At 60.7% G+C, this 22,912-nt stretch carries 21 protein-coding genes; 9 read left to right on the top strand and 12 right to left on the bottom strand.

The window, feature by feature from the left end; translation table 11 throughout:
• Positions 1-406: 406 nt before the first annotated feature.
• From DWV43_RS02560 to DWV43_RS02550, 3 genes are all read right to left on the bottom strand, one after another.
• Entirely contained in the window at positions 407-1,345 is a 939-nt protein-coding gene (locus DWV43_RS02560; protein WP_117816946.1) for a helix-turn-helix domain-containing protein, read from the bottom strand.
• 392 nt (positions 1,346-1,737) lie between these two features.
• Positions 1,738-2,817, bottom strand: a complete 1,080-nt coding sequence (locus DWV43_RS02555; protein WP_117816945.1) for a 6-phosphofructokinase — start codon at positions 2,815-2,817, stop codon at positions 1,738-1,740.
• A 140-nt stretch (positions 2,818-2,957) separates the two neighbouring features.
• Entirely contained in the window at positions 2,958-4,043 is a 1,086-nt protein-coding gene (locus DWV43_RS02550; RefSeq protein ID WP_117816944.1) for a carcinine hydrolase/isopenicillin-N N-acyltransferase family protein, read from the bottom strand.
• Between the two features lie 161 nt (positions 4,044-4,204).
• Between DWV43_RS02550 and DWV43_RS02545 the strand changes: the two genes are divergently transcribed.
• Positions 4,205-5,590 (top strand): M18 family aminopeptidase, encoded by a 1,386-nt coding sequence (locus DWV43_RS02545; RefSeq protein WP_233539182.1) that lies wholly within the window; start codon positions 4,205-4,207, stop codon positions 5,588-5,590.
• Positions 5,591-5,773, top strand: coding sequence for a hypothetical protein (locus DWV43_RS02540; RefSeq protein WP_117640212.1), 183 nt, complete (start codon positions 5,591-5,593; stop codon positions 5,771-5,773).
• Between the two features lie 389 nt (positions 5,774-6,162).
• Here the strand turns inward: DWV43_RS02540 and DWV43_RS02535 are convergent, their stop codons facing one another.
• From DWV43_RS02535 to DWV43_RS02525, 3 genes are all read right to left on the bottom strand, one after another.
• Positions 6,163-7,098 carry a D-2-hydroxyacid dehydrogenase gene (locus DWV43_RS02535; RefSeq protein WP_117816943.1) on the bottom strand — a complete coding sequence of 312 codons (936 nt, stop codon included), beginning with the start codon at positions 7,096-7,098 and terminating at the stop codon, positions 6,163-6,165.
• Between the two features lie 130 nt (positions 7,099-7,228).
• Complete coding sequence (gene map, locus DWV43_RS02530) at positions 7,229-8,116, bottom strand: type I methionyl aminopeptidase (RefSeq protein ID WP_117816942.1); 888 nt, start codon at positions 8,114-8,116, stop codon at positions 7,229-7,231.
• Between the two features lie 74 nt (positions 8,117-8,190).
• Entirely contained in the window at positions 8,191-8,967 is a 777-nt protein-coding gene (locus DWV43_RS02525) for a radical SAM protein (protein ID WP_117816941.1), read from the bottom strand.
• 176 nt (positions 8,968-9,143) lie between these two features.
• Here DWV43_RS02525 and DWV43_RS02520 point away from each other — a divergent pair, with 176 nt between their 5' ends.
• From DWV43_RS02520 to DWV43_RS02510, 3 genes are all read left to right on the top strand, one after another.
• A complete protein-coding gene (locus DWV43_RS02520; RefSeq protein ID WP_158569819.1) occupies positions 9,144-9,941 on the top strand; it encodes an alpha/beta fold hydrolase in 798 nt (265 codons plus the stop codon).
• 211 nt (positions 9,942-10,152) lie between these two features.
• Positions 10,153-12,036, top strand: coding sequence for an HD domain-containing phosphohydrolase (locus tag DWV43_RS02515; RefSeq protein ID WP_117816939.1), 1,884 nt, complete (start codon positions 10,153-10,155; stop codon positions 12,034-12,036).
• Positions 12,037-12,059: 23 nt separating this feature from the next.
• On the top strand, positions 12,060-12,416 hold the full coding sequence (locus DWV43_RS02510) for an Hpt domain-containing protein (RefSeq protein WP_199569316.1): 357 nt from the start codon (positions 12,060-12,062) through the stop codon (positions 12,414-12,416).
• A gap of 103 nt (positions 12,417-12,519) precedes the next feature.
• On the opposite strand, the gene DWV43_RS02505 is transcribed toward DWV43_RS02510, so the two are convergent.
• The 6 genes from DWV43_RS02505 to DWV43_RS02480 all read right to left on the bottom strand — a co-directional run bounded on the left by DWV43_RS02505 (position 12,520) and on the right by DWV43_RS02480 (position 19,097).
• Positions 12,520-13,329: a gamma-glutamyl-gamma-aminobutyrate hydrolase family protein gene (locus DWV43_RS02505; protein ID WP_117816938.1), complete on the bottom strand. Its 810-nt coding sequence runs from the start codon at positions 13,327-13,329 to the stop codon at positions 12,520-12,522.
• 104 nt (positions 13,330-13,433) lie between these two features.
• Positions 13,434-14,198 carry an amino acid ABC transporter ATP-binding protein gene (locus tag DWV43_RS02500; protein WP_117806994.1) on the bottom strand — a complete coding sequence of 255 codons (765 nt, stop codon included), beginning with the start codon at positions 14,196-14,198 and terminating at the stop codon, positions 13,434-13,436.
• Between the two features lie 36 nt (positions 14,199-14,234).
• Positions 14,235-15,068, bottom strand: coding sequence for an amino acid ABC transporter permease (locus DWV43_RS02495; RefSeq protein ID WP_117629933.1), 834 nt, complete (start codon positions 15,066-15,068; stop codon positions 14,235-14,237).
• Entirely contained in the window at positions 15,065-15,724 is a 660-nt protein-coding gene (locus DWV43_RS02490; protein ID WP_022094657.1) for an amino acid ABC transporter permease, read from the bottom strand. Before DWV43_RS02490 ends, DWV43_RS02495 begins: the two co-directional genes overlap by 4 nt.
• 139 nt (positions 15,725-15,863) lie before the next feature.
• Entirely contained in the window at positions 15,864-16,859 is a 996-nt protein-coding gene (locus DWV43_RS02485) for a glutamate ABC transporter substrate-binding protein (protein ID WP_117816937.1), read from the bottom strand.
• 456 nt (positions 16,860-17,315) lie between these two features.
• On the bottom strand, positions 17,316-19,097 hold the full coding sequence (locus tag DWV43_RS02480) for a 1-deoxy-D-xylulose-5-phosphate synthase (RefSeq protein WP_117816936.1): 1,782 nt from the start codon (positions 19,095-19,097) through the stop codon (positions 17,316-17,318).
• 228 nt (positions 19,098-19,325) lie between these two features.
• Between DWV43_RS02480 and DWV43_RS02475 the strand changes: the two genes are divergently transcribed.
• From DWV43_RS02475 to DWV43_RS02460, 4 genes are all read left to right on the top strand, one after another.
• A complete protein-coding gene (locus DWV43_RS02475; RefSeq protein ID WP_117816935.1) occupies positions 19,326-19,862 on the top strand; it encodes an HD domain-containing protein in 537 nt (178 codons plus the stop codon).
• Between the two features lie 3 nt (positions 19,863-19,865).
• Positions 19,866-20,885 carry a putative ABC transporter permease gene (locus DWV43_RS02470; protein ID WP_233539181.1) on the top strand — a complete coding sequence of 340 codons (1,020 nt, stop codon included), beginning with the start codon at positions 19,866-19,868 and terminating at the stop codon, positions 20,883-20,885.
• 198 nt (positions 20,886-21,083) lie between these two features.
• On the top strand, positions 21,084-22,361 hold the full coding sequence (locus tag DWV43_RS02465) for an ammonium transporter (RefSeq protein ID WP_117816934.1): 1,278 nt from the start codon (positions 21,084-21,086) through the stop codon (positions 22,359-22,361).
• 154 nt (positions 22,362-22,515) lie between these two features.
• The gene (locus tag DWV43_RS02460) at positions 22,516-22,854 is read left to right on the top strand and encodes a P-II family nitrogen regulator (RefSeq protein ID WP_099432138.1); all 339 of its coding nucleotides are present in this window, start codon (positions 22,516-22,518) and stop codon (positions 22,852-22,854) included.
• Positions 22,855-22,912: the final 58 nt, after the last annotated feature.

The following is a 22,912-nucleotide window of genomic DNA, read 5'->3' as shown; positions in this document are numbered from 1 at the left end:
GAGCTTTTCCATTTGCCTTTCATTCTATTTGGTTTTCGCTCGCAGGCGTGGATGAGAGGCTCTCTTTAGCCTTCGAGATTGGGCTTGTATGGGTCGTATGCCACAAAATGGGCCTATCTACTACGTTTGCTACCACACCCTCGACCATGACAAAGATTATGAAATTAAAACCGCAGGTAGAGGGCTTGCCAATTTTCGGAAAAGGCGGATATGGTCGGTCCTCTCGAGTTAAACGTGGTAAATAGGCCCTTTTCTTGGCGCGCGGTCAGCTCAATGCTAATCTCCGTGCCGGAACTGACCCAGTTGTTTGTAAGTTGCGGTGATATACGGACTGTTTGGCGCTTTGGAGCTTCAAAACAGTCCCTAGCTCACCGCAACTTAGGAGAAGGGCGGGGGTGGTTGGGTGCTAGTGGGTCGGAGCGTGTTGGGCCTGTTTGCGGTGCTTCCATTGTTTGCGGCACCAGCGCATGAGCGCCTTTATGACGGGAATCGTGATGAGGATGATCCATGCAGGATGGGGCTGTCCCAAACAGAGCCACATGTAGAGGAACCAAGCGATGGCGGCTGCCGGGTAGATGGCCTCGATCAGCTTAGACAGGTGGCGCCGATCGATGAAGTCACCAATCGCGTAGTAGACGGGAACCAGAAAGACGAGGAAAAGCCCCATGCCCCATGTGCCGTAGACAATGCCGAGCACCAGATAGGCGAGAGTGACAAGTGCGGGGAAGGGGAATTTGTTCCATGCACGTCCGACCTTGGTGTGGAAATGCTTGCCATGATGGTCGAGCTTGTCGTGTGCTTCCTTCCAGCTGGAAAACGTCTCGCCGTCGATGGTGACGGTGCCGTCGTCATTGGTGCGTACGCTATGTCCATCGTCCTCAAGCGTATCGATATGCACGCCGTCCGGCCCCACATGCACCTCTTCGCCCTTGCGCTCGTTGGTCACATGGATGCCGCTCCAGCCAACATGGACTTCCTCGCCTTTATTGGGATCAATGACGTGGATACCGCGCGCGAGGGAAATATCGACAAGTGGTTTGTCGCCGCAATCGGCGTGCTCGGCAGAATCTTCAGCCTCGTCAGCCACATCCGCCGTCTCGGTGTCGGCGCTACCGTCCTTCAGGTCGTCGGCATCGTTGGCCGCCTCCCCATATAACAGCTCGTCCAACGACACGTCATACAGCGCGGCGAGCGCAATGAGGTTATCGGTATCGGGTGAGGACTCGCTGCGCTCCCATTTACTAACAGCCTGGCGGCTTACGCCCAGCTGGGCAGCAAGCGCCTCCTGAGAAAGGCCGGCAGCTTTACGGCGATCGACGAGGCGTTGTGCCATCGCAAGATTCATGGTGGTTCCTTTCGTTTGATGGTCGAATCGAATGAGCCGAGTATGCCGAGAACAACCGGTAGCGACCACCATTTCTAGTTAGAATCTGCCCCAACCCTACCGCAACTACCGGTAGCAACCCCTAACGACCAGCCATTTCAGGACAAATGTCAGTGCTATTCTCAGCTAAGAGCCTGCAACATCCCAAAATCTCAGCCCACGCACTTGCAGCAAGAAGACGAATAGCCTCGGCCTCCCTAGTTACCGCAGGAGGCCCCAGGGCTTTCCTCCCAAATCTTTCCGCAGGACGGAAGGACCCCGCCGCGCGAAGCGCGCAGCGGGGTCCTGACATGTCCGAGGACGATTTGGGAGGAAAGCCCTGGGGCCTCCGATGAGAGCAGTTCCAGCCGAGGCTATTCGTCGCCGAAGCTGATGCCCAACGCCTTGGCCTCGCGCACCAGGTCGCTCTGGGGGTCGACAAACTTGAGCTTGCCGGCGACCTTCTCGAGCGGCATGTGGCACATCTTGCCGTCACGCAGGGCAATCATGTAGCCAAACTCGCCGCGCAGGCAGCCAAGCGCGGCCTCGACGCCGCACTGGGTCGCAAAGATGCGATCCTGGGCATCGGGCTGGCCGCCGCGCTGCGTGTGGCCGGGGATGGCGACGCGGGTCTCGCGACCGGTCTTGGCCTCAATCTCCTTGGCGATGTCGTAGACGATCGACGGGCTCGTGCGCTCGGCAAGCTTCTTCTTGTATTCCTTCTTGGACAGCGCCGCGTCCTCCTTGGAGATAGCGCCCTCGGCGACGGCCACGATGGTAAAGCGGCTGCCGGTCTCCATACGATGCTCGATGGTCTTGATGACGTTGTCCATGTCGTAGGGGATCTCGGGAATCAAGATGACATCCGCGCCGCCCGCGACGCCGGCGTACAGCGGGATCCAGCCAACCTTGTGGCCCATGATCTCGATAACGAACACGCGGCCGTGACTCGAGGCGGTGGTGTGAATGTCGTCGATGCACTTGGTGGCGACGTCGATGGCGCTCGTAAAGCCAAACGTCAGCTCGGTGCCCCAGGTGTCGTTATCGATGGTCTTGGGCAGGGCGATAACGTTGAGGTCCTCTTCGCGCAGGCGGTTGGCGATCTTGGTGGAGCCGTTACCGCCCAGCATAAACAGGCAGTCGAGCTGCAGCTTATGATAGGTGTGGACCATCGCCGGCACCTTCTCGACACCATCGGTCTCGGGGGTATCCAGACGCTTGAACGGTGTGCGACTCGTGCCCAGGATGGTGCCGCCGCGGGTGAGGATACCGCTAAAATCGGCGGGCGTCATGACGCGGAACCTGCTGTAGATAAGGCCCTGATAGCCGTCCTCAAAGCCATAAATCTCGATAGGCTCTTCGCTATTGGTCATAAGCGTTTTGACAATGCCGCGCATGGTGGCGTTGAGCGCCTGGCAGTCGCCGCCACTAGTAAGAAGACCGATCCTAAGCATGGTGAATCCTTCCGGGCAAGTTATAACATGCGCATAAGTTTACCCCCGCACACTGTTGATACGGGGGTAAAACGTGTTAGCTCAAGCGTATAGAAATGTAAACAACGCCAGGCGAGCGTAAAGTCGACGGGCCTGGCTCCTTACAGTGCGAATGCGTCGATGTCGCCCCAGTGGCGGCGCAGCGTGATGGCGGCAGCAGGCTCGGTGTTGTCAAAGACGACCGACCACTGCGTGTTGCTGGTGATGTCTTCCGGACTGGGCTCTTGCGCTGCAGCGCGTAGGGCCTTCCAAGCGACTGCCTCGTCTTGGGCGCCGGTATGGGCGTCGAGGACATCGGCGATTGCGGCGGCGCGCTCTTTACCATGGCCTAGCTCGCCATTCTTTTGGTTGGGCAGCACTTCGTCGCCATAGCAGGCGTAGAAGTTCGTAACCTGGGTTACAGGAGTCGCTTTGAAAGCGCGGTCCGGATCGTGCGGATCCCACTCTACTACGCGCGCGTCACCGGCGGCGTCGTTTATAAAGAAGTGGTAATCGCGTCCTGCCATGGCGTGCATGTCGTAGGCAGAAAGCAGGTCGACAGCTTCTTGCGTGGTGGCGGCACGGTCGAGCACCAGACGGATGGCGAGCGAGGTATTGATGACGGGGCGTTGCGTGTCCTGGTCGCAGGGCTTGGAATCCAGGGTGAGGACGGCAATGGATACGCCGCATTCGTTAACACCGTCGAGCTGGGCAAACGGGCCCATGAGTGCGGCGGCGCGTCCGGCGACGGAGTCAAGCGGAGTGTTATCGCCCAGGTTGTTAAGGGCGGCAAACCCGATGGAGGCATAGCCGTCGCGCGGGTGATTGCGCACCAGTAGCGCCGAGGTGTCGTCCTTAAAGTCGTAATTGCGACCGGTGCGCACGCGGCCTTCGGCATCTACGGCGACAAAAGCGCTGCAGGCAAACTGGGGCGCCTGGACATGTGCCGGCACACCGGGCAGCACCTGCGCCACCACGGCATCGATGTAGGCCTGGTCGTCGCGCACGCCAGCGGCGATGATGCGATCAAGATCGTAGTCGTAGGCAATGTCGATTGCGTACAGGTCATAGCCATCCGCGTAGCCGGTCAAGCGTTTGAGCGACGCGGCGGACTTGATTTGCTTGCGGTAAACGATGCCGGCGGCAGCGGCAAGGCCGACGGCGGTTCCTGCAACACCGCAGGTGATGGCAATGATACGTGGCTTCATGACGGCTCCTCTCGTCCTGTTAGCGCAATTGTCGCAAAAGGAGCGCGGGCATGATGGCTCAACTTGGTGAGCGGCGCGGAATTAAGCACGGAATGAAGAGTGCGGCGCTGGCGTGGCGGGGTATGCTGGAGGGGACCATCAACCCAGCGAAAGGGGAGAGCATGACGGATCAGGAAACGCCCGAGCGCGCGCATGTGACGGCCGACGATATCGAGGCCGCCAACGAGCTTATCGACTTTATCGAGGCATGCCCCAGCATGTTCCATACGGCGGCGACCATTATGGCCGAGCTCGACGAGGCGGGCTTTACCTACCTGCCCGAGAATGCGGCGTGGGACATCGAGCCGGGCGGGCGTTATTACACGCAGCGCAACACCTCGAGCGTCGTTGCCTTTAAGGTGGGCGAGGACCTGGCCGCGACGTGGGGCGAGGACGGCGTTGCCGGTGACTATCATTTTCAACTCACGGCGTCGCACAGCGATTCTCCGACGTTTAAGGTCAAGGCCGTGCCCGAGCTCGACGGCGCGGGCGAGACGCTGCGCCTGAACACCGAGGCCTACGGCGGCATGATCGACTACACCTGGTTCGACCGCCCGTTGGCGCTCGCGGGCCGCGTGTTGGTGCGCGAGGGCGACCGTATTGAGAGCCGCCTGCTCGCCACCGAGCGCGAGGTCGCTATCATTCCGAGCCTTGCTATTCATATGAACCGCGGCATTAACGAGGGCTTTGCTCCCAACCGAGCCGTTGACCTGTGCCCGCTCATTAGCGCCGGCGACCTTAAGCAGGGAGATTTTGACGCCCTGATCGCTGACGAACTGGACGTTGAGCCCGAGCAGATCCTGGGCCGCGATCTGTTCCTGGTCAATCGTCAGGATGCGCGCATTTGGGGCTGGGCCGACGAGTTTATCTCGACGCCCAAGCTCGACGACCTGGCCTGCGCCTATACCTCGCTACAGGCATTTTTGGGTGCCGAGAATGCGCATGACGTCTCGGTCTTCTGCTGCTTTGATAACGAGGAGGTTGGCTCCGAGACCAAGCAGGGCGCCATGTCGACGTTCTTGGCCGACGCGCTGCGCCGCATCAACGGATCGCTGGGCTTTGATGACGAGTCGTATCATCGCGCCCTTGCCGCATCGATGCTCGTGAGCTGCGACAACGCGCATGCCGTGCACCCCAACCACGCCGAGAAGTGCGATGCCCGCAACCAGGTGGTGCTTAACGGCGGCATCGTCATCAAGGAAGCCGCCAACCAGCACTACTGCACCGATGCCTTTAGCCGCGCGGTGTTCCAGGCCATCTGCGATGACGCCGACGTGCCCACGCAGGCCTTCGCCAACAAGAGCGATATGGCCGGCGGCTCCACGCTCGGCAATCTGTCCAATATGCAGGCGAGCATGCATGCCGTGGACGTGGGTCTGCCGCAGCTTGCCATGCACTCGAGCTACGAGACCGGCGGCGTGCGCGACGTGATGTACGCCATCCGCGCCCTCACCGCCTTCTACGAGCGCAACCTAACCATCAACGGCGCCGAAAGCGTGGAACTCTAAATGCGAGCCGAAGAAATGAAGGCCGAGCGTGGGGCTCAGCTTATTGATCGGGGTTTACAGCTGTTCGTCGCCGCTTGCCATGAGTCAGGGGTCGACGTGTCCAAGGCGCGACCAACGAGTGCTGAAGAACTCAAGCGTAACGCCTATTCGGACCGCTATGACGAGGAGACGGACTGGCTCTAATAAGCGAAGTGTCGAAAACGCTAGATGTATGTTTGATATCACTTTGGCGAGAGTGTCGCAGACAGAACTACCGGTATGGCGCAAGCCAACCTGACCCCATTGCGCCAAACCTACCAAAAAGGGACAGGTTTATTTTGGCAGGTTTTATCTGGGCAAATGCCACAACGCCAACGGCAAGACGGAACTGCTAAGGCTTGCAGATGAAGCCGACGCCAGCGAAACGCCGCAGGTAGAGCGCACGCCAGCGAGAGCCCGCCGTTTGAGCCAAGGTGCCGTGAAATGAAAAGGCATTGACCTTCTGGTCATGCCGCCGAAGTTGAAAGGCAGATTGCCGTCCAGACGGGCTCGCAGCGTCGGCTCATTACGCCGTTTGTAAAACGGCGTAATTCTTAGTGCTCGATCCAGCAGCGCAGGGTCTCGCCGGCCTGCAGGTGACGCAGATTCTCCGCGGCGATGTCGACCACGTTGTTGAGCGTGGCGGCCAAGTGGAACCAGCCGGAGATGTGCGGCGTGATGAGCATGTTGGGCGCATCCCACAACGGGCTTGTCTCAGGCAGCGGCTCGGGGTCGGTGACGTCGACCGCGGCGCCGGCGAGATGTCCCGACTCCAGGGCGGCAACCAGGTCGTCGGCAACCACAAGATCGCCGCGGCCGCCGTTGGCAAAGAAGGCGCCCGGCTTCATCGCGGCGAAGAACTCGGCGTTCGCCAGACCGCGGGTCTCGGGTGTGCTGGGCATAAAGGATGCGACGATGTCAGCCTCGGCCAGGCGCTCGGGCAGGGCGTCCATGCCGTCCATGTCCTCAAACACAATGGGGTAGACGAGTGGATGGCGCTTGATGCCGCGGACGTGTGCACCCATGCTGCGGCAGAGCGTGGCAAAGTGGCCGCCGATATCGCCAGCGCCCAGCACCAGCACGTTGGCGTTTTTGAGCGAGGTGACCGGCCCCAAATCCTTCCAGCGATGCTCGCGCTGCAAGTCGTGATAGCCGGGCAGGCGCTTCATCATCGAAAGGACCATGGCAAACATGTGCTCGCTCACGGCCTGGCCGTAGGCGCCCACCGAGCAAGACAGTTTGGCGTCGGCTGGCACGGTGCCGGCGGCCAAGTAATCGTCATAGCCCGCGGTCTGTAGTTGCAGCAGCTGGAGGTGCTCGCATGCGGTAAGTAGGGCAGGGTCTATGTTGCCCAAGATCACGTCAGCGTTGGCGACTTGTTCGCGCGTGATAGCGTCGGCGCTCGTGTAGATAAAGTCCTCGCCCGGAGCGCTCGACTCAAGAATTGCGCGATGGTGGTCGTTGACGGGCAGCAAAACCAAGATGTTCACAAGCAGTCCTTTCCGCTTGACCCGCCAAAAAGGGACAGGTTTATTTTGGCGGGTTTTATCAGGCAAAACGTTCAAACAAAAACGCCGGATGCTAGACGAGCGTGCCCGTCAGCATCCGGCGCATCCACGGCTACCAGCTCAGCAGCTCGTAGCCGTCCTCGGTCACCACGAGCTGTACCTCGCACTGGGCCGAATCGCTGCCGTCCTTGGTGCGCACGCACCAACCGTCGCCCTTGCTAATCTTGATGTCGGGCGCTCCGGCGTTGACCATGGGCTCGATGGTAAAGACCATGCCCGGAGCCATGATGGTGTCTACATCGGGCGCCTCGGTGGTAAAGCCCACAAACGGGTCCTCGTGGAACTCCTTACCGATGCCGTGTCCGCCGTACTCGCGCACCACGCTAAAGCCGGCGTCCTCGACCGTCTTTTGCACGGCCTCGGCCATCACGGATAGCGGCAGCCACGGCTTGACGGCCGCCAGACCCGCCTCCACGCTGGCGCGGGTGACGTCGACCAGGCGCTGGCGCTCGGCCGAGACTTCGCCGATGCAGAACATACGGCTCGAGTCGCTAAAGTAGCCGTCCAAGATCGTGGAGCAGTCCACGTTGATGATGTCGCCCTCGTGCAGCACGTCCGTATCGCAGGGGATACCGTGGCAGACCACGTCGTTGATCGAGGTGCACACGCTCTTGGGATAGCCCTCGTAGTTGAGGTCGGCCGGCGTGCCACCGTGCTCGACGGTGTAGTCGTAGATCATCTGGTCGATCTGGTTGGTGGTCATGCCCGCGGCGATGTGCTCGCCCACGTAGTCGAGCACGCCTACGTTGATGGCGGCCGAACGCTTGATGCCCTCGATATCGGCGGGCGTCTTGTAGAGTGTGCGGGGCAGAACCTCCCAGCCCTCTTCCCACAGGCGCTCGAGGCGCTCGTCGAAGGCGCTGTGGCATTTCTTATATTTTTTGCCGCTGCCGCACCAGCAAGCGTCGTTGCGGCCGGGCACGGGTCCATTGTCAAACATGGCTAACTTCCTTTCATTCGCAGCTAGTATAGCCCACCCCATCAGCCAAGTACCGGGTAGTCTGTGCGGTTCTGCTAGTAGCTCACCTGGCAGGGGATGCCGAGCGCGCGCACGCGTGCGGCGATTGTGTCGAGCACCACGGGCGCTGCTTTGGCAAGGCCGGCGACCGGTGTCTCGCGCGCCACCGTGTAGATGGTCGCCTCCTGCGGGCGAATGCGCTCGAGTGCCGCGAGCCAGGGGCCGACGTACGCTTCACCAGTGTTATCGAGGGACTTGCCCTGGTACTCGCCGTTCAAAAAGATCGTCTGGATAATAACGTGGCCGTTAAAGCTCGCGAACGTCTCGATCTGGTGCTCGACGTCGTAGGGGCCAACGGGCTGGTCGAGCAGCTGGATAAAAGCCGGGTCGACCGTATCGAGCTTGAGGATGTTGTCGTCGACCATCATGAGCGCATCGTGCACAGCGGGCTGGTCAGCGCGCGTGCCATTGGAGAGCACGGCGATCTTGGTGTTCGGGGCCAGCTGGTCGCGCAGCGCGACGGCACCGGCGATGGCCTGCGGAAACTCCGGCGCGGCGGTGGGCTCGCCGTTGCCGGCAAACGTGATCACATCGGGGAGCTCGCCCTCGGCTGCCATCTCGCGCAGCTTGGCCTCGAGTGCGTCGAGCACCACGGCGGCCGTGTTATACGGCTCATGGCAGGGACGCTCGGCGTTAAGGCCGTTCTCGCAGTAGATGCAGTCGAACGTGCAGATCTTGCCCGACGCCGGCATCATGTTGACACCGAGCGAAAGGCCCAGGCGGCGACTGCGCACCGGTCCAAAGATGGGGCTGGCATTTAAAAACGTAGACATAGGCATATGCTCCTTGGGACAGTTGTGCCTAAGCATAGCATCGGTGCCAAAGCCTGATTCGGGCTTGTGCTTTTCAGGTTTCGTTTTTTCACGCTGTCCTCAATGTCCACGCCATGAGAGGTTTCCGGTTGGGTACAGTTAATGCGTTAACAAGGTGCAAGACGATGGGGCACAACATGGATTTTACGGTCGAGAATGCGGGCACCACGATTGCCTGTCGCGAGTTTGCCGAGCCGGGCGTGCCGTCGGATGCGCCTGCCTTGGTGTGCGTGCACGGCGCTTGCGTCGACGGCACATTTTTTGACGGGATCGCCCGCGAGCTCGCCTGCGGCTATCGCGTAATTGCCTACGACCGCCGCGGTTGCGGCGAGAGCGGCGACGTTGCGGACGGGCGCTACGACCTTGCCGTCCAGGCCGCCGACCTGCAGGCCGTTATCGAGCATGTCGGCGCTCCGGCAAACGTGCTCGCGCACAGTGCCGGTACGCTGGTGACCCTGGAGCTTCTCCGTACAAACCCGGCCATTGTCTCGCGCGCGATGCTGCACGAACCCGCCGTGACAAACGAGGGCGCTGGCCTGGGCACGGCCCCGGTTTTGCTCGAGATGATTGCTGCGGGAAAGGTCTCGAGGGCATTAAGAGCCTTCCTGAGTGCCATCGGTGATTCGGATCCTCAAGCTCCCAAGACAACCGAGGCGGAAGCCAAGCATGCCCTGCGCAACGGCCGCAGCTTTATGGCAAACGAATACGGGATCATTATGACCTGCGTTCCCGATTGGGATCGCGTCCGCGCATCGAAAACGGTGGCCGCCGTGTTTTTGGGCGAGCTCTCGATTGGCACGCCCCGCGAAGCGGGCACGAGAGCGTCGGCTGAGCTTTTGGGCTGTCCGCTCGTAACGGTCCCCGGCGCGCACAACGGGCTGCGCGATCGACCGGTAGCGGCTGCCCAGGCCGTCCGTGGCGTCCTAGGGTTCTAGCAGCTGCAATAATCAAAACGGGCTTTTCCCGTAAACATTTCGACCGTGTTAACAGATGCGCCCAGAACCTTACGGCTGCGGCTTCAGCCCTACCGTCTGCCAACTCATGAAAAAGAAACGGTATTCACGTGCGTACCTGCATCGACAAGGTGCTACCCTTGTAACATTTGGCACCCACTGCTACCAAGCAAAACTACTGAAAGGGCCCCCTATGCTCAATAATCACGAGGCCAATCTAACCGACGAGGAGGCTGCCGCCGAGGTCGCCCGTGTCGCGAAGACCTACCCCGTGGTGCGTTTGCTGTCTTTCGATCAGATTAAGGGCGATCCTAACTGCCTGCTCGCCGGCGAACGGTGTCCCTGTCTGCGCCAGTCAAGTCTTGAAGCCTTGGCGGCGGGTTCCGATGAGGTGTCGGAACGGCTGCTCAACGATGGCGTTGAGTACCGCGCTCGCCTGCGCCCCCTGAAGGTCGAGGGCGAGCCTCATGTCCTGCTGATGGTGCGTCCGATCGATGAGCAAGAGGCTGCAGAAGAGGACCTTGTCTACACCGATGTGCTGACGAGTGTGCACAATCGCCGGTATTACGAGGAAAAGCTTCGCGGCGCCCGTATGAATGCCGGCGTTGCGATGATCGACCTTGATGATTTTAGGGTCTTCAACGATACGTGTGGCCGTCATGCCGGCGACCTTGCGCTCGGTGCTGTGGCGACGGCCATACGCAGCGGTATTCGTTCGACTGACGAGCTTGTCCGCTATGGTTGCGATAAGTTTGTGGCCGTCATGCCCAATATCCCCTCCGATGACTTCGCCCGTCGTCTGCGTCACGTATCCGATGCCGTTCATTCCACGGTTATTCCGGGGCATGAGCGCGTTAGCTTGACGGCATGCGTTGGTGGCGTTCGCATTCATGGCGAGACGGTCGATGAGGGCGTTGGCCGCGCTGTCCAATTATTGAGCCGCGCTAAGGCAAAAGCCGGTACGGTCATGACCGATACCGATTCCATCGAGGCCTTCCAAAGCGAAAAGCCTACGGTGCTTATTGTCGATGACTCCGAGATGAACCGAGCTATTCTCAGCGAGATGCTCAAGGACGAGTATTGCATCCTCGAGGCCGATAACGGTCGCGCGGCACTCGACATGGTCGACCGCTATGGCGATGAGTTGTCGCTCGTGCTGCTGGACATTGTCATGCCGGGCATGAACGGCTTTGAGGTACTGGCCGATCTGTCGCGCCGAACGGGTATCGACAATCTGCCTGTCATCATGATCTCGAGCGAAGATTCCGACGATGTGGTGCTGCGCGCGTATGAGCTGGGTGCCTCGGACTATGTCAACCGCCCGTTTGACTCCCGTGTCGTGCGCCGCCGTGTAAGCAACACCATCCGCCTGTACGCCAAACAGCGTCGTCTGACGAGCCTGCTGTCCCAACAGTACAACGAGCGCGTCAAGAACAGCCGCATGCTCATCGACATCATGGCCGGCGTCATGGAGCTCCGCAATGGCGAGAGCGGCAGGCACGTTACGAACATCGAGAAGCTGACCGAGCTGCTGCTTGGCTGCCTGGTCCACCGTAGTGACAGCATCTCCCTCGACAACGAGGAGCGCTCTACGATTGCCCTGGCTTCGGCACTGCACGATATCGGCAAGATGTCGATTGACGATGCGATTCTCAACAAGCCCGGGCGCCTCACGTCCGAGGAGTTCGAGATTATGAAGACGCATACCACGATCGGCGCCGACATGCTCCATGAGCTGGGCCGCCATCACGCCGGCAATGCGCTTATGGAATATGCGTACCAGATTGCGCGTTGGCACCACGAGCGCTGGGACGGCAAGGGTTATCCCGATGGCCTTAAGGGCGACGATATCCCCATCGCCGCACAGGTGGTTTCGGTGGCCGACGTATACGATGCGCTGACGAGCATGCGCGTGTACAAGGATGCCATCCCGCACGAGGAGGCGATCCAGATGATCCTGGACGGTAAGTGCGGCACCTTTAACCCGCTGCTGCTCGACTGTCTGCTCGAGGTGCAAGACCGTATTGCCGAAACATTGGCGCGCCCTGCCGAGGTCGTTGCGCTTCCTACGATTTAGTTTGACCAAAGGAGTTTGAATCCATGATTTCCATGCGTGAAGCGTATGAGAAGATCGGCGCCAATTATGATGACGCTTGCACTCGGCTGATGGGCGAGGAGATGCTTGCCCGCTTTGCCCTCAAGTTTTTGGATGACGAGAGCATGGACAAGCTGGAGGCCGCCATGGCGGCAGGAGACGCCAAGGAAGCGTTTATGGCAGCTCACACGCTCAAGGGCGTGAGCCAGAACCTGGGATTCGATAATCTGTACGAGCCGGCGGTCGTGGTGACCGAAGCGCTGCGCGGTGCCGATACTGTTGACGGCGCTCGTGAGGGAATGCATGCGCTGCAGCAGCAATATGCGGCCACAATGTCGGCCCTGCGCGAGGCGGCTGAATAAGGGCTTGCGAGCCTTGGTGTGTGCCGGCCACGTACAGGCAAAAGGGCGCCCCGTCGGACCATGTGGCCGGCGGGGCGCCCTCATCTGTTGTGCCGTCCGTGAACTAACGGGCCTGCTTTACCTTGGCCGCTGCCTCGACAAACGACTTCCACAGGTTAAAGTCGGTCTCGAGCGTTTGCCAGGTGTACTCGGGGTGCCATTGCACGCCCAGGCAGAACGGCTGGCCCTCGACCTCGATGCACTCGGGCACGCCGTCGGTTGCCTTGGCGACCAAGCGCGTGCTTTTACCCAGACGATCGACGCAGCAGTGGTGTGCGGAGTTGGTCTGGATCAGCCTGTGCCCGCCAAGCGCGCGCTCCAGCAGCGAGCCCGGCACGACCTCGACGGGATGCACGGGGTCGTTGAGCACGTGGGTATGGCGCCACTGAGTGCGGCCCTCGCGAGCGCCCAGGCTCGGCACGTCCATGCACAGGGTGCCGCCAGTGGCGACATTGAGCAACTGCGTGCCGCGGCAGGTGGTAAAGAGCGGCTTTTTGGCGCGGAGTACCTCGCCGACCAGCTTAAACTCAAAGCTATCGCGGATCTCGCAGCAGAGGGTGGGGTCGTAGGGTCGATCATCGCCCCAACGTTTGGGATTGACATCGGGGCCGCCGGGAATGGCGATGCCGTCGGCGATATCGACGTAATGACGGATGACCTCAATGTCCTCGGTGATGGACATCTGCAGCGGCAGGCCGCCGGCGGCAAGGATGGCATCGACAAAGACACTTGCGATTTCCTCGTTGGGGGAGAGCGTCTCGCTCAAAAAGGGCTTCGCTTCTTCCCAGCGCGGTGCTACCAGGATAAGCGGGCGGTCGGCGGGGTCGACGTCGACGTGCGGGGTATAGGACGATGAGGTACGGGTTCCGATCATGGGCGTGGCTTTCGAATCCGGGTGGACATGGCGCAGGGGCGTGGCGGGACAGATGCGGCGCGGGACAGACGCTCCTGATGAATGTGCCCTGCGTGGCATTTGGGTTAGTGGCCCTTGATGGAGTTGAGGAACTCCTGGGCGCGTTGGGTCTTGGGGCGGTCAAAGAACTCGTCGGGTGTACCGGTTTCCACAATCTGGCCGTCGGCCATAAACACGACGCGGTCGGCCACGCGGCGGGCAAAGTTCATCTCGTGCGTAATCACGATCATCGTCATACCCTGCTGGGCCAGACGGACCATGACCTCGAGCACCTCGTTGATCATCTCGGGGTCGAGGGCACTTGTGGGCTCGTCAAAGAGCATGGCCTTGGGCTGCATGGCGAGCGAACGGGCGATGGCCACGCGCTGCTGCTGGCCGCCCGAGAGCTGTGCGGGCACCTTATCGGCCTGTTCGGCAACGCCCACGCGGCTCAACAGATCCATGGCGCGCTCACGAGCTTCCTCCTTGGACACGCCCAGCACGTCGACCGGCCCCAGCATGACGTTCTGCAGTACCGTCATATGTGCAAACAGGTTGAACTGTTGGAACACCATGCCCAGCTCGGCACGCATGCGGGCAAGGTCTTTGCCTTCCTGCGGCAAGGGCTCGCCCTCGATGAGGATCTCGCCCGAGTCGATGGTTTCCAGGCGATTGATGGTGCGGCACATGGTCGACTTGCCCGAGCCCGAGGGGCCAATCACAACGACGACCTCGCCGCGGTCGACCGAGAGATTGATGTCGTTGAGGACGTGCAGATCGCCGTAGTGCTTATCGACGTGCCTGAGCTCGATCAGCGGCTGATTGCCGGTGGAAGAGGTGCTCTGTGCCATGGTGCTCGGCTCCTTATGACTCGAAATGGTAAAGCGTTAGCGGATGATGGTCGCGCCGGTCTTGTGCGAGACGTAGACAGCGGCCTTGTTGATCGCGACGTTGATGAGGATGTAGATGACCGCGATCACCAGATAGACCGATACGAGCGCGTCGTAGTTGGTAATGAGCACGCGGGCATTTTGCATGAGGTCGGGGTAACTCACCACGTAGGCGACGGTGGTGTCTTTGACTACGACCACGAGCTGCGAAATCAACGACGGGATGATAAATCGGATAGCCTGCGGCAACACGATTTTAAAGGTGATTTTGGCCTTGGAGAGACCGAGCGCCTGGGCTGCCTCGACCTGACCACGCGGCACGGCGTTGACGCCGGCGCGGAAGATCTCGGCAAGTACGCCGGCTGCAGCGAGCGCGACGGGAAGCGTGAGCATCCAAAACGACGGCAGTGAAATCTTGTACTGAGGCAGCACCAAAAAGAAGAAGTAGATGAACAGCAGGCTCGGCACGCCACGGAAGAAATCGGTGAGCACGCGGCAGACCAGCTGCAGCGGCTTGATGTCGCTGGTACGGCCGAGCATGAGGGCTAAGCCCAGTACCAGCGCGATGGCGCCGGCGGTGAGCGCGACCTTAACCGTGCCCTCAAAACCGGCAAGCAGGAACTTCCAGGTGGTGAGGTGCGTAAAGAAGTACCAGTAATGGACCGAAAGCTGGCCGGTCACATAAAAGCGCTGCAGTACCAGAGCGATGAGCGCGGCCACGGCAACAAGTGAGATGGCGGTGCCGACGCGAATCTTGGCGCGCATCTTGGGGCCGGGAGCCTCGTAGAGCGCATCGCGCATGGTGAGCGCGGAGGTGGAGTGCTTGCTCATCGGAGGATCCTTACCTTCTTATCGATATAGTTGCCAATGTGGCTCACCACAAAGGCCGTGCCCAGGTAGCCGAGCGCCGAGATAAAGAACGCGGCGACGCCGCCGAGCGAGCGCGTGTTGATGTAGCTCACCACGCCGGTGAGCTCCTGCGGTTTAAGCGGCACCTGACTGCCGAGCGCGGTGGTGAGCATGACGGCGATAAAGAGGTTGGTCATGGGCAGCACGCTCGAGCGCAGCGCCTGCGGAATCACGATCTTGGCGAGGATACGGCTGAAGCTCATGCCCAGCGAGCGGGCGGCTTCCACCTGGCCGACACCGACGGTGTTGATGCCGCTCATAAAGTTCTCGGAGCCAAAGGCAGAACCCAAGAGCACTGTGGCGACGATGACGCAGGTGCGGTAGGGCAGGACGACCTTGAGCGGCGGCAGCGCGTAGACGACGATAATGAGCAGCGCGATGCCGGGGATGTTACGGAAGACCTGGACATACAGGTCGCCAAAGACGCGCAGCGGCTTGAGCGGCGACACGCGCATCACGGTGACGGCGACGGCCAGCACCATGGCGATGGCAAACGACTCAAGCGTCATGCCCCAGGTTGCTAGCAGCGCGTCGATATAGTTCTGGCCATAGAGCGACCAGAGCTCGGAGAGACTCATGCGGACCTCCCGCCGATAAGGAAAGGGGGCTCCCGTGTGTACGGAAGCCCCGACAACTCAGTGAGGAAACAGTTTAGCGCAATAAAGCGCATCATGCGTTTCCATATGGTTTCGTAGCGGCCGTTACTAGGCGTATTGCCTAGGCGCCGATCTCGGGTAGCTCGGGAACATTGGTGTCGCCCGTACGGTCGCCAATGCAGATCTGCCACAGTTCGGTCCAGGTGCCATCGTCCTCGATCTTCTTAAGGAAGTCGTTGACAAAGGCGACGCCGTCGGAATCGAGCGGCAGGCCGATGCCGTAGGGCTCCTTGCTGCCGAAGGGCTTACCGGCAATCTTGTACTTACCGGGCTCGCGGACCAGGGCGCTCTGCTGCATGTTGTTATCGATGACGTAGGCGTCAACGCGGCCCTGCTGGAGTGCCTGGCGGGCCTCCTCGTCGGTCTTGAACTCCTGCTGGCTGGCCTTGGGGGCGAACTCCTCCAGGATGGCGGGGCCGTTGGAGCCGGACTGGACGGCGACATTCTTGTCGGCCAGGTCGTCGACGCTCTTGATGTCGTCGTTATCGGCGAGCACCAGGATAGCCTGCTGGGTGTAGTAGTAGGGACCGGCAAAGGAGACGAGCTTCTTGCGATCGTCAGTGATGGTGTAGGTGGCAAAGACAGCGTCGACCTGGCCGTTCTGCAGGACGGACTCGCGCGTGTCCGAGGTCACCTGGGTGATCTCGACCTTGTTCTCGCCCAGAATGTAGTTGGACAGGAGCTGTGCGATACCGGCGTCGAAGCCGCGGGTCTGACCGTCTTTCTCGTTGAGGAGGGAGAAAAGTGTGGAGGTCTGAACGCCACCGATCTTAAAGACACCGGCGTCCTTGACGGCCGTGGCCCAGGTGCTGGCGGCGATGGCGTCGTCATCGGCCTTGGGGCCGTTGTCGACGAGTTTGTCGAATGCCTTGGCATCGAGTATGGTGGAAGCCTCGGTATCTTCGGAGCTCTTGGAGGAGCCGGCGGCGGAACCCTTGTCGGCCTCGGCGCTGGTGTCGGAGCAGCCGGCAAGACCAAGGCCGGCGACGGTTGCGAAGGTGGCGGCAACGAAGCCGCGGCGGTCGAGAACGACCTGCTGGGAGAGGTTTTTGCTCATGGTAGAACACCTTTCTCAATAAAATCCCTAGCGGTTGAGTAGAGTTATACCCTATCGCGCTCAAATGGGTCAACACGAAATAACTCAGAAACATACTTACCTTATGGGTAATTCTTCCTACCAAAAAGGGACAGGCACCTTTGTGGTGGTTCTTGCAGATGTGGTGGCCTGTCTCGCTGCTTTGTCTCAATCTGTAACAGTTAGACGAGGAAATGGGTTCTACCTGTTACAGATCGAGATTTTCTCTTTAGGGGAATTCGAATGTCTCAATCTGTAACATCTGGACGGCCAGAAGGTCTCTATCTGTTACAGATTGAGACAAAGGTCAGGGACTAAGACGTCTTTTCTAGATCTGTAACAGTTAGACGGGAATTCGGGCCATAGATGTTACAGATTGAGATAATTGAGCTGTGAAAACAAAAACCTCCGCATGGGTGCTTCCCTTGCGGAGGTTTTTTACTCGTTGAGTAGCCTTACGGCCTCGGCGGCCATGTTCTCGACCGTCATGCCGTTCTGAGCGAGCAGCTCGTTGGGGTCGTAGCGGTCGGGGAAGCCCTTGGCGATGCCGAAGGTGCGCGTGCGCACGGGCGTGCAGGCCAAGTAGCACGCGACGCGTTCGCCCCAACCGCCGTCCAAGATGCCGTCCTCGAGGGTGACGACAACGCGAAGCTCGGCGGCAAGGCTGTCGAGGAACTCGCGGTCAAGCTCGGTTGCAAAGCGAGGGTTGACGAGCGTGGCCTCGATACCGTATTCGGCTGCCAAGCGGTTTGCCACACGCTCGCCCAGCTCAAAGAAATCGCCGAGCGCGAGCACGGCCACGTCGCGGCCCTGGCGCACCACGTTGTAGCGCGCGACACCGTAATCGGCGTCCTCGGCAGGCGCCAAGTCGGGACGGCTTACCAGGCCAATACCAGGCACACGAATCGCCACGGGATGCTCGCGGTGGTCGAGCGACCAGCTTAGCATGGACAGATATTCCTCCATGCAGGCCGGCGCCAGGTAGTGCATGTTGGGAAGACCGCCCAGCATGGAAATATCAAAGAACGAAAGATGCGTCTCGGATGTGGTGCCAAAGATCGACGCGCCAAATACAAGGATCGTCGCCGGGGCATCGTTGAGGCACAGGTCGTGCCACAGTTCGTCGTAGGCGCGCTGCAAAAACGTGCCGTACACGCCAAAGACCGGCTTGGCACCGGCGCTGGCGAGCGCGGTGGCAAAGGTCACGGCATGCTCCTCGGCAATGCCCACGTCAACAAACTGCTTGCCTGCCGCGGCGCGAAGCTCGGGCGTAAAGCCCATGATGTAGGGCGTTGCGGCCGTGATGCCCACAACCTGCGGATCGCGCTCTATGGCAGCGCTCAGGGCCTCGCCCGTAATGTCGGCATAGGTGCGCGGCGCAGGCTCGCTCGGATGGCCCGGGCAGAGCTTGCGCCCAGTCGCCATGTCAAACGGACCTACATGATGCCAGCGCTCGGGGTCGCTCTGGGCCGGCTCAAAGCCCTTGCCCTTCGCGGTGGAGACGTGCAGCACGATGGGATGATCGATATCGCGCAGTTCCTGCAGCACGTCGACTAGGGCCAACACATCGTTACCGGCGTCCAGATAGCGGTAGTCGAGCCCCATCGCGCGGAAAACGTTGCGCTCACAGGTGCCGTTGCTGGCGCGCAGCTCGGCCAGATTGCGATACAGGCCGCCATGGTTCTCGGCAATGGACTGGTCGTTGTCATTGACGACGATGATCAAGTTGCTGTCGAGCTCGGCGGCATTGTTAAAGCCCTCAAACGCCAGACCGCCCGAAAGCGAACCGTCGCCAATGATGGTGATGACGTTGTACGCATCGCCCGCCAGGTCACGAGCGTGCGCCAAGCCGCAGCCCAGGCTCACCGATGTGGAGGTGTGGCCCATGGCGAACAGGTCGTGTTCGGACTCGTCGGGATTGGCAAAGCCAGAGGCCTCGCCGTAGCGTGCCGGGTCGATATAAGTGTACGCGCGCCCAGTCAGCGCCTTGTGGGCATAGGTCTGGTGTGACACGTCAAAGACAATTTTGTCGGTGGGGGAGTTAAACACGCGATGGAGCGCGACCGTAAGCTCAACGACGCCCAGGTTGGGGGCAACGTGCCCGCCGACGGCGGCGGAGCTTTCGAGGATGGCGTGGCGGATCTCGCCGCAGAGCAGCGGAAGCTCGGCGCGATCGAGAGCCTTGACGTCCTCGGGCGTTGTCGTTTGCGTAAGCAGCATCGTTGTGGGTTACTCCATGCGAATCGTGCGCCGGCACTCCCTCGGCCGGCACAATTGCACAAGACAGTCTCGCACATTTTGGCGTTTGATATGTGACGGCGGCGCGGTAATTCGCCAACTGGTGGGGCAAAACGTTTTGTCCGATGCCATACTGATAAGTTCCATGATGATTTTATTCATTGCGTGCAGGCTGTGGCTTGCCGCCGAGCGCCGCCGGAAGGAGGCCGCATGTCCGATACCGTTCGTGCCGAGAAAATCGCGTGCGAAGTAGACCATGCTGCCCGTCAACTGGCACAGGCGGGCCGTCTGGACCTGACGCGCGAGTTTATCCAGCATGGCGATGTGACGGTGTATACGCATGTGACCTCGGTGGCGCGGGCAAGTCTGTCCTTTGCCGAGCGCCTGGGCCGCGTCGGTGTTTCGGTCGACCGCGCCTCGTTGCTGCGCGGAGCCTTGTTACACGATTACTTTCTCTACGATTGGCACGACCCCGACCCAAGCCATCGACTGCACGGATTCCGGCATCCATTTTTTGCTCTGGCGCGTGCCGAGGAAGATTTTGAGCTGACGCCGCGCGAGCGGAATATCATCGCGCGCCATATGTTTCCGCTGGTACCGGTGCCGCCGACGTGTCGCGAGGCATGGATTGTGTGCCTGGCGGATAAATGGTGCGCGCTGCGCGAGACGATTGCCGGCCGTCTGCCGCGCAAAGACAGGGCGGACGATGACGTGAGCAGCGAATCGAACGAAAAGAGGAGTGGGTAGACGGTGGGAACCGCGATCGACATGGCATTTGACGGCGCGACGCTTGCCGCCTGTCCGCTCTCGGCGCTGGTACTCTCGTTTGCCTTCTACGGTTTTTGCGGCTGGGTATGGGAGTCGACAGTCTGCGCCATGCTCAACCACGGACGCTTTGCCAACAGCGGCTTTTTGCTAGGGCCGTGTTGTCCCATCTACGGTGCGGGCGGCATTGCGTGCTGGTTGCTGCTGCGTGGAATCCCAGACGCCTCGAACCAGTTTGTCGCTGCCGCGCTCGTATGCAGCGTGATCGAATATAGCGTGGGCGTGCTGTTGGAAAAAACGACGGGTGCCCGGTTTTGGGATTACTCGCATCTGCCGTTTAACCTGCACGGACGCATCTGCCTGTACTGGGCCTGCGCGTTTGGCCTGGGTGCACTGTGCATTTGCCGTTTAGTGGAGCCGGCATTGCTGGGGCTGCTTGGCCATCTGCCGGTGCTGATTGTGCGGCTGTCCGCCTTTATCGTCGCGGTCGCGATGATGGTCGACGCGGTGTGCTCGTTGGCGAGCTGGCGGCGTCTGTCTGATCAGCTGGAGCGCGTCCGGGCCGACCTTGCCGACCGCATCAATGAGTCGCTTGCCGATGCCTCGGACTCAATGCTCGAACGTATTCCCGATTCTACGATTGACTCGGTGGCACAGACGCACATCCGTAGCCGTGCCGTTAACGCGTGGCTGGCCGAGCTGGGTGACGCCGCGCTCGATGCCCTGCGCGAGAAGGCTTCGATGCCGACGTTTATCTCGGATGGTGCTCGCGGCCTGGCGCTCGCTGCCCGCCGCGTTGCCGATGTCGCGCCGAGCATGCCGCGTCCGTCGCTCAGTCGTCGCCTTGCCGGCAAGCGCATGAGCCGTCCGGTGCCGAGTGTGTCGCTCAGCCGTCGTGACCTGCGCTTCTTTAACGCCTTCCCGCGTCTGCGCATCAATCGCTACGAGGGCGTCATCCGAGCTACCGACCTCCGCGACCGAGCCCGCGAGCTGTTCCGGCGCTAGCCAGAGCGGAGCCAAGCGCGCCCTTCTCGTTCGCACGTTTCCCGTTCGTTTCGCGCCCGTTGCCGTGCCGTTTCCAAGATTGCGGCACCGTTTCCATTCGACAACGCAGCGTTTAACAACGCCGTATCTGGTCTACACCAGTTGGCCCTCGGCCGCATCATGAGCGCCGACAACGTTCATGCGACCAAGGGGGAGCGAATGTACGATACGGGATCGACAACGTTTATGCTCATCTGCACCATGCTCGTGTTTTTAATGACACCGGGTCTGGCGTTTTTCTATGGCGGCCTGTCCAGGCGCAAAAATGTCATCAACACCATGCTTATGTGCTTTGGCGCCATTGGCCTGGTTGGTGTGCTGTGGATTGTTGCCGGCTGGTCGCTGGCCTACGGTGGCGACGGTTCTAACCCGTTTATTGGCGGCTTTGACCAGCTGCTGTGCCTGCCGGTGCTCAACCAGGTGCTGCAGGCGGCCGAGGGCAATGCTGCGGATGGTGCCGTCTACCCTCAGATCATCAACATCGCCTTCCAGATGGCGTTTGCCATGATCACCGCCGCTATCGTTACGGGCAGTCTGGCAGGCCGCGTTAAGTTTGGTGCCATGACGGCCTTCCTGGGCATTTGGCTGCTCGTGGTCTATGCGCCGCTCGCCCACATGGTTTGGGGCGGCGATGGTTCCTTTATCGGCGACATCATCGGCGCGCTCGACTTTGCCGGCGGCGACGTGGTACACATTTCGTCCGGTCTCACGGGCCTGATTCTCTGCTTAATGCTCGGCCGTCGTCGCGGCTTTGGCATGATGAGCTACCGTCCGCATAACGTGCCGTTTGTGGCGCTGGGCGCCGGCCTGCTTTGGTTTGGCTGGTTTGGCTTTAACGGCGGCAGCGAGTTTAAGGCCGACGCCGTGGCGGCGCTCGCCATCCTCAACACCGTGACGGCCAGCGCGGCGGGCATGGTCTCGTGGCTTGCCGTCGAGCGCGTGCACATCGGTCGCCCCACGCTGGTGGGTGCCAGCACCGGTCTGGTTGCGGGCCTTGTGGTGGTCACGCCGGGTGCGGGCTTTGTCGAGCCGTGGGCAGCGCTGGTCATGGGCCTGATCGTCTCGCCCGTCTGTTACCTGGCCATCAGCCATCTTAAGACCAAGTTTGGCTACGACGATGCGCTCGACGCGTTCGGTTGCCACGGTATCGGCGGCATCTTGGGCGGTGTGCTCACGGGCCTGTTCTGCGTGCCGGAGCTCTCGTGGACCGGTAAGGGCGGCCTGTTCTACACGGGCGACGTGTCGCTGCTTGTCTCGCAGGTTCTGGGCATTGTGGTGACGGTCGTTATTGTGCTGGTGCTCGACTTGGTGATCGCCGCGGTGGTCAAGGCACTGTTCCACGGCAGCCTGCGTGTGGACGAGGCCGACGAGGCGCTGGGCCTGGATGCGAGTCAGCACGGTGAGAGCGCATATCCTTCTTTCTCCGGACTCGATTAGCAGCGCGGCTTTCCCAAGCACCCGACCTTGCCCCTCAAACCGTCGCTTGCGTACCGAAGTACGCGGCGCTCCTCTTTCGGGGCAATCTCGGGCACTTGGAAAACCCGCGTTATTGAATGGCAATTCATTTCTTTACTAAAGAGAGGAATTCACTATGAAGAAGATCACGGCGATCGTCCGTCAGGAAAAACTTGAGGTTCTCAAAGACGCGCTGTTTGCTGCCGATGTTCGCGGCATGACCATCAACCAGGTGCAGGGCTGCGGCGCGCAGCATGGCTGGAAGGAATACGTGCGCGGCAACGAGTTGCTTGTCAACACGATCCCTAAGGTGCAGTTCACCCTCATCTGCGCCGATGAACATGTCGACGGAATTGTCGACATCATCTGCAATGCCGCCCGCACCGGCGCCGTCGGCGACGGCAAGATCTGGGTCGAGCCGGTCGAGGAAGTCATCCGCATTCGCACCGGCGAACATGGCCCCGCCGCGGTGTAGAATCGACCGTCTGCCATCCGCAACGTTAAAATGCTGCAATGAGGCACAAGGCTTGCGT

It is taken from the genome of Collinsella sp. AF05-9, from assembly GCF_003465595.1.
Taxonomy (GTDB): Bacteria; Actinomycetota; Coriobacteriia; order Coriobacteriales; family Coriobacteriaceae; genus Collinsella.
This window is presented reverse-complemented; position numbering and strand designations above follow the sequence as displayed.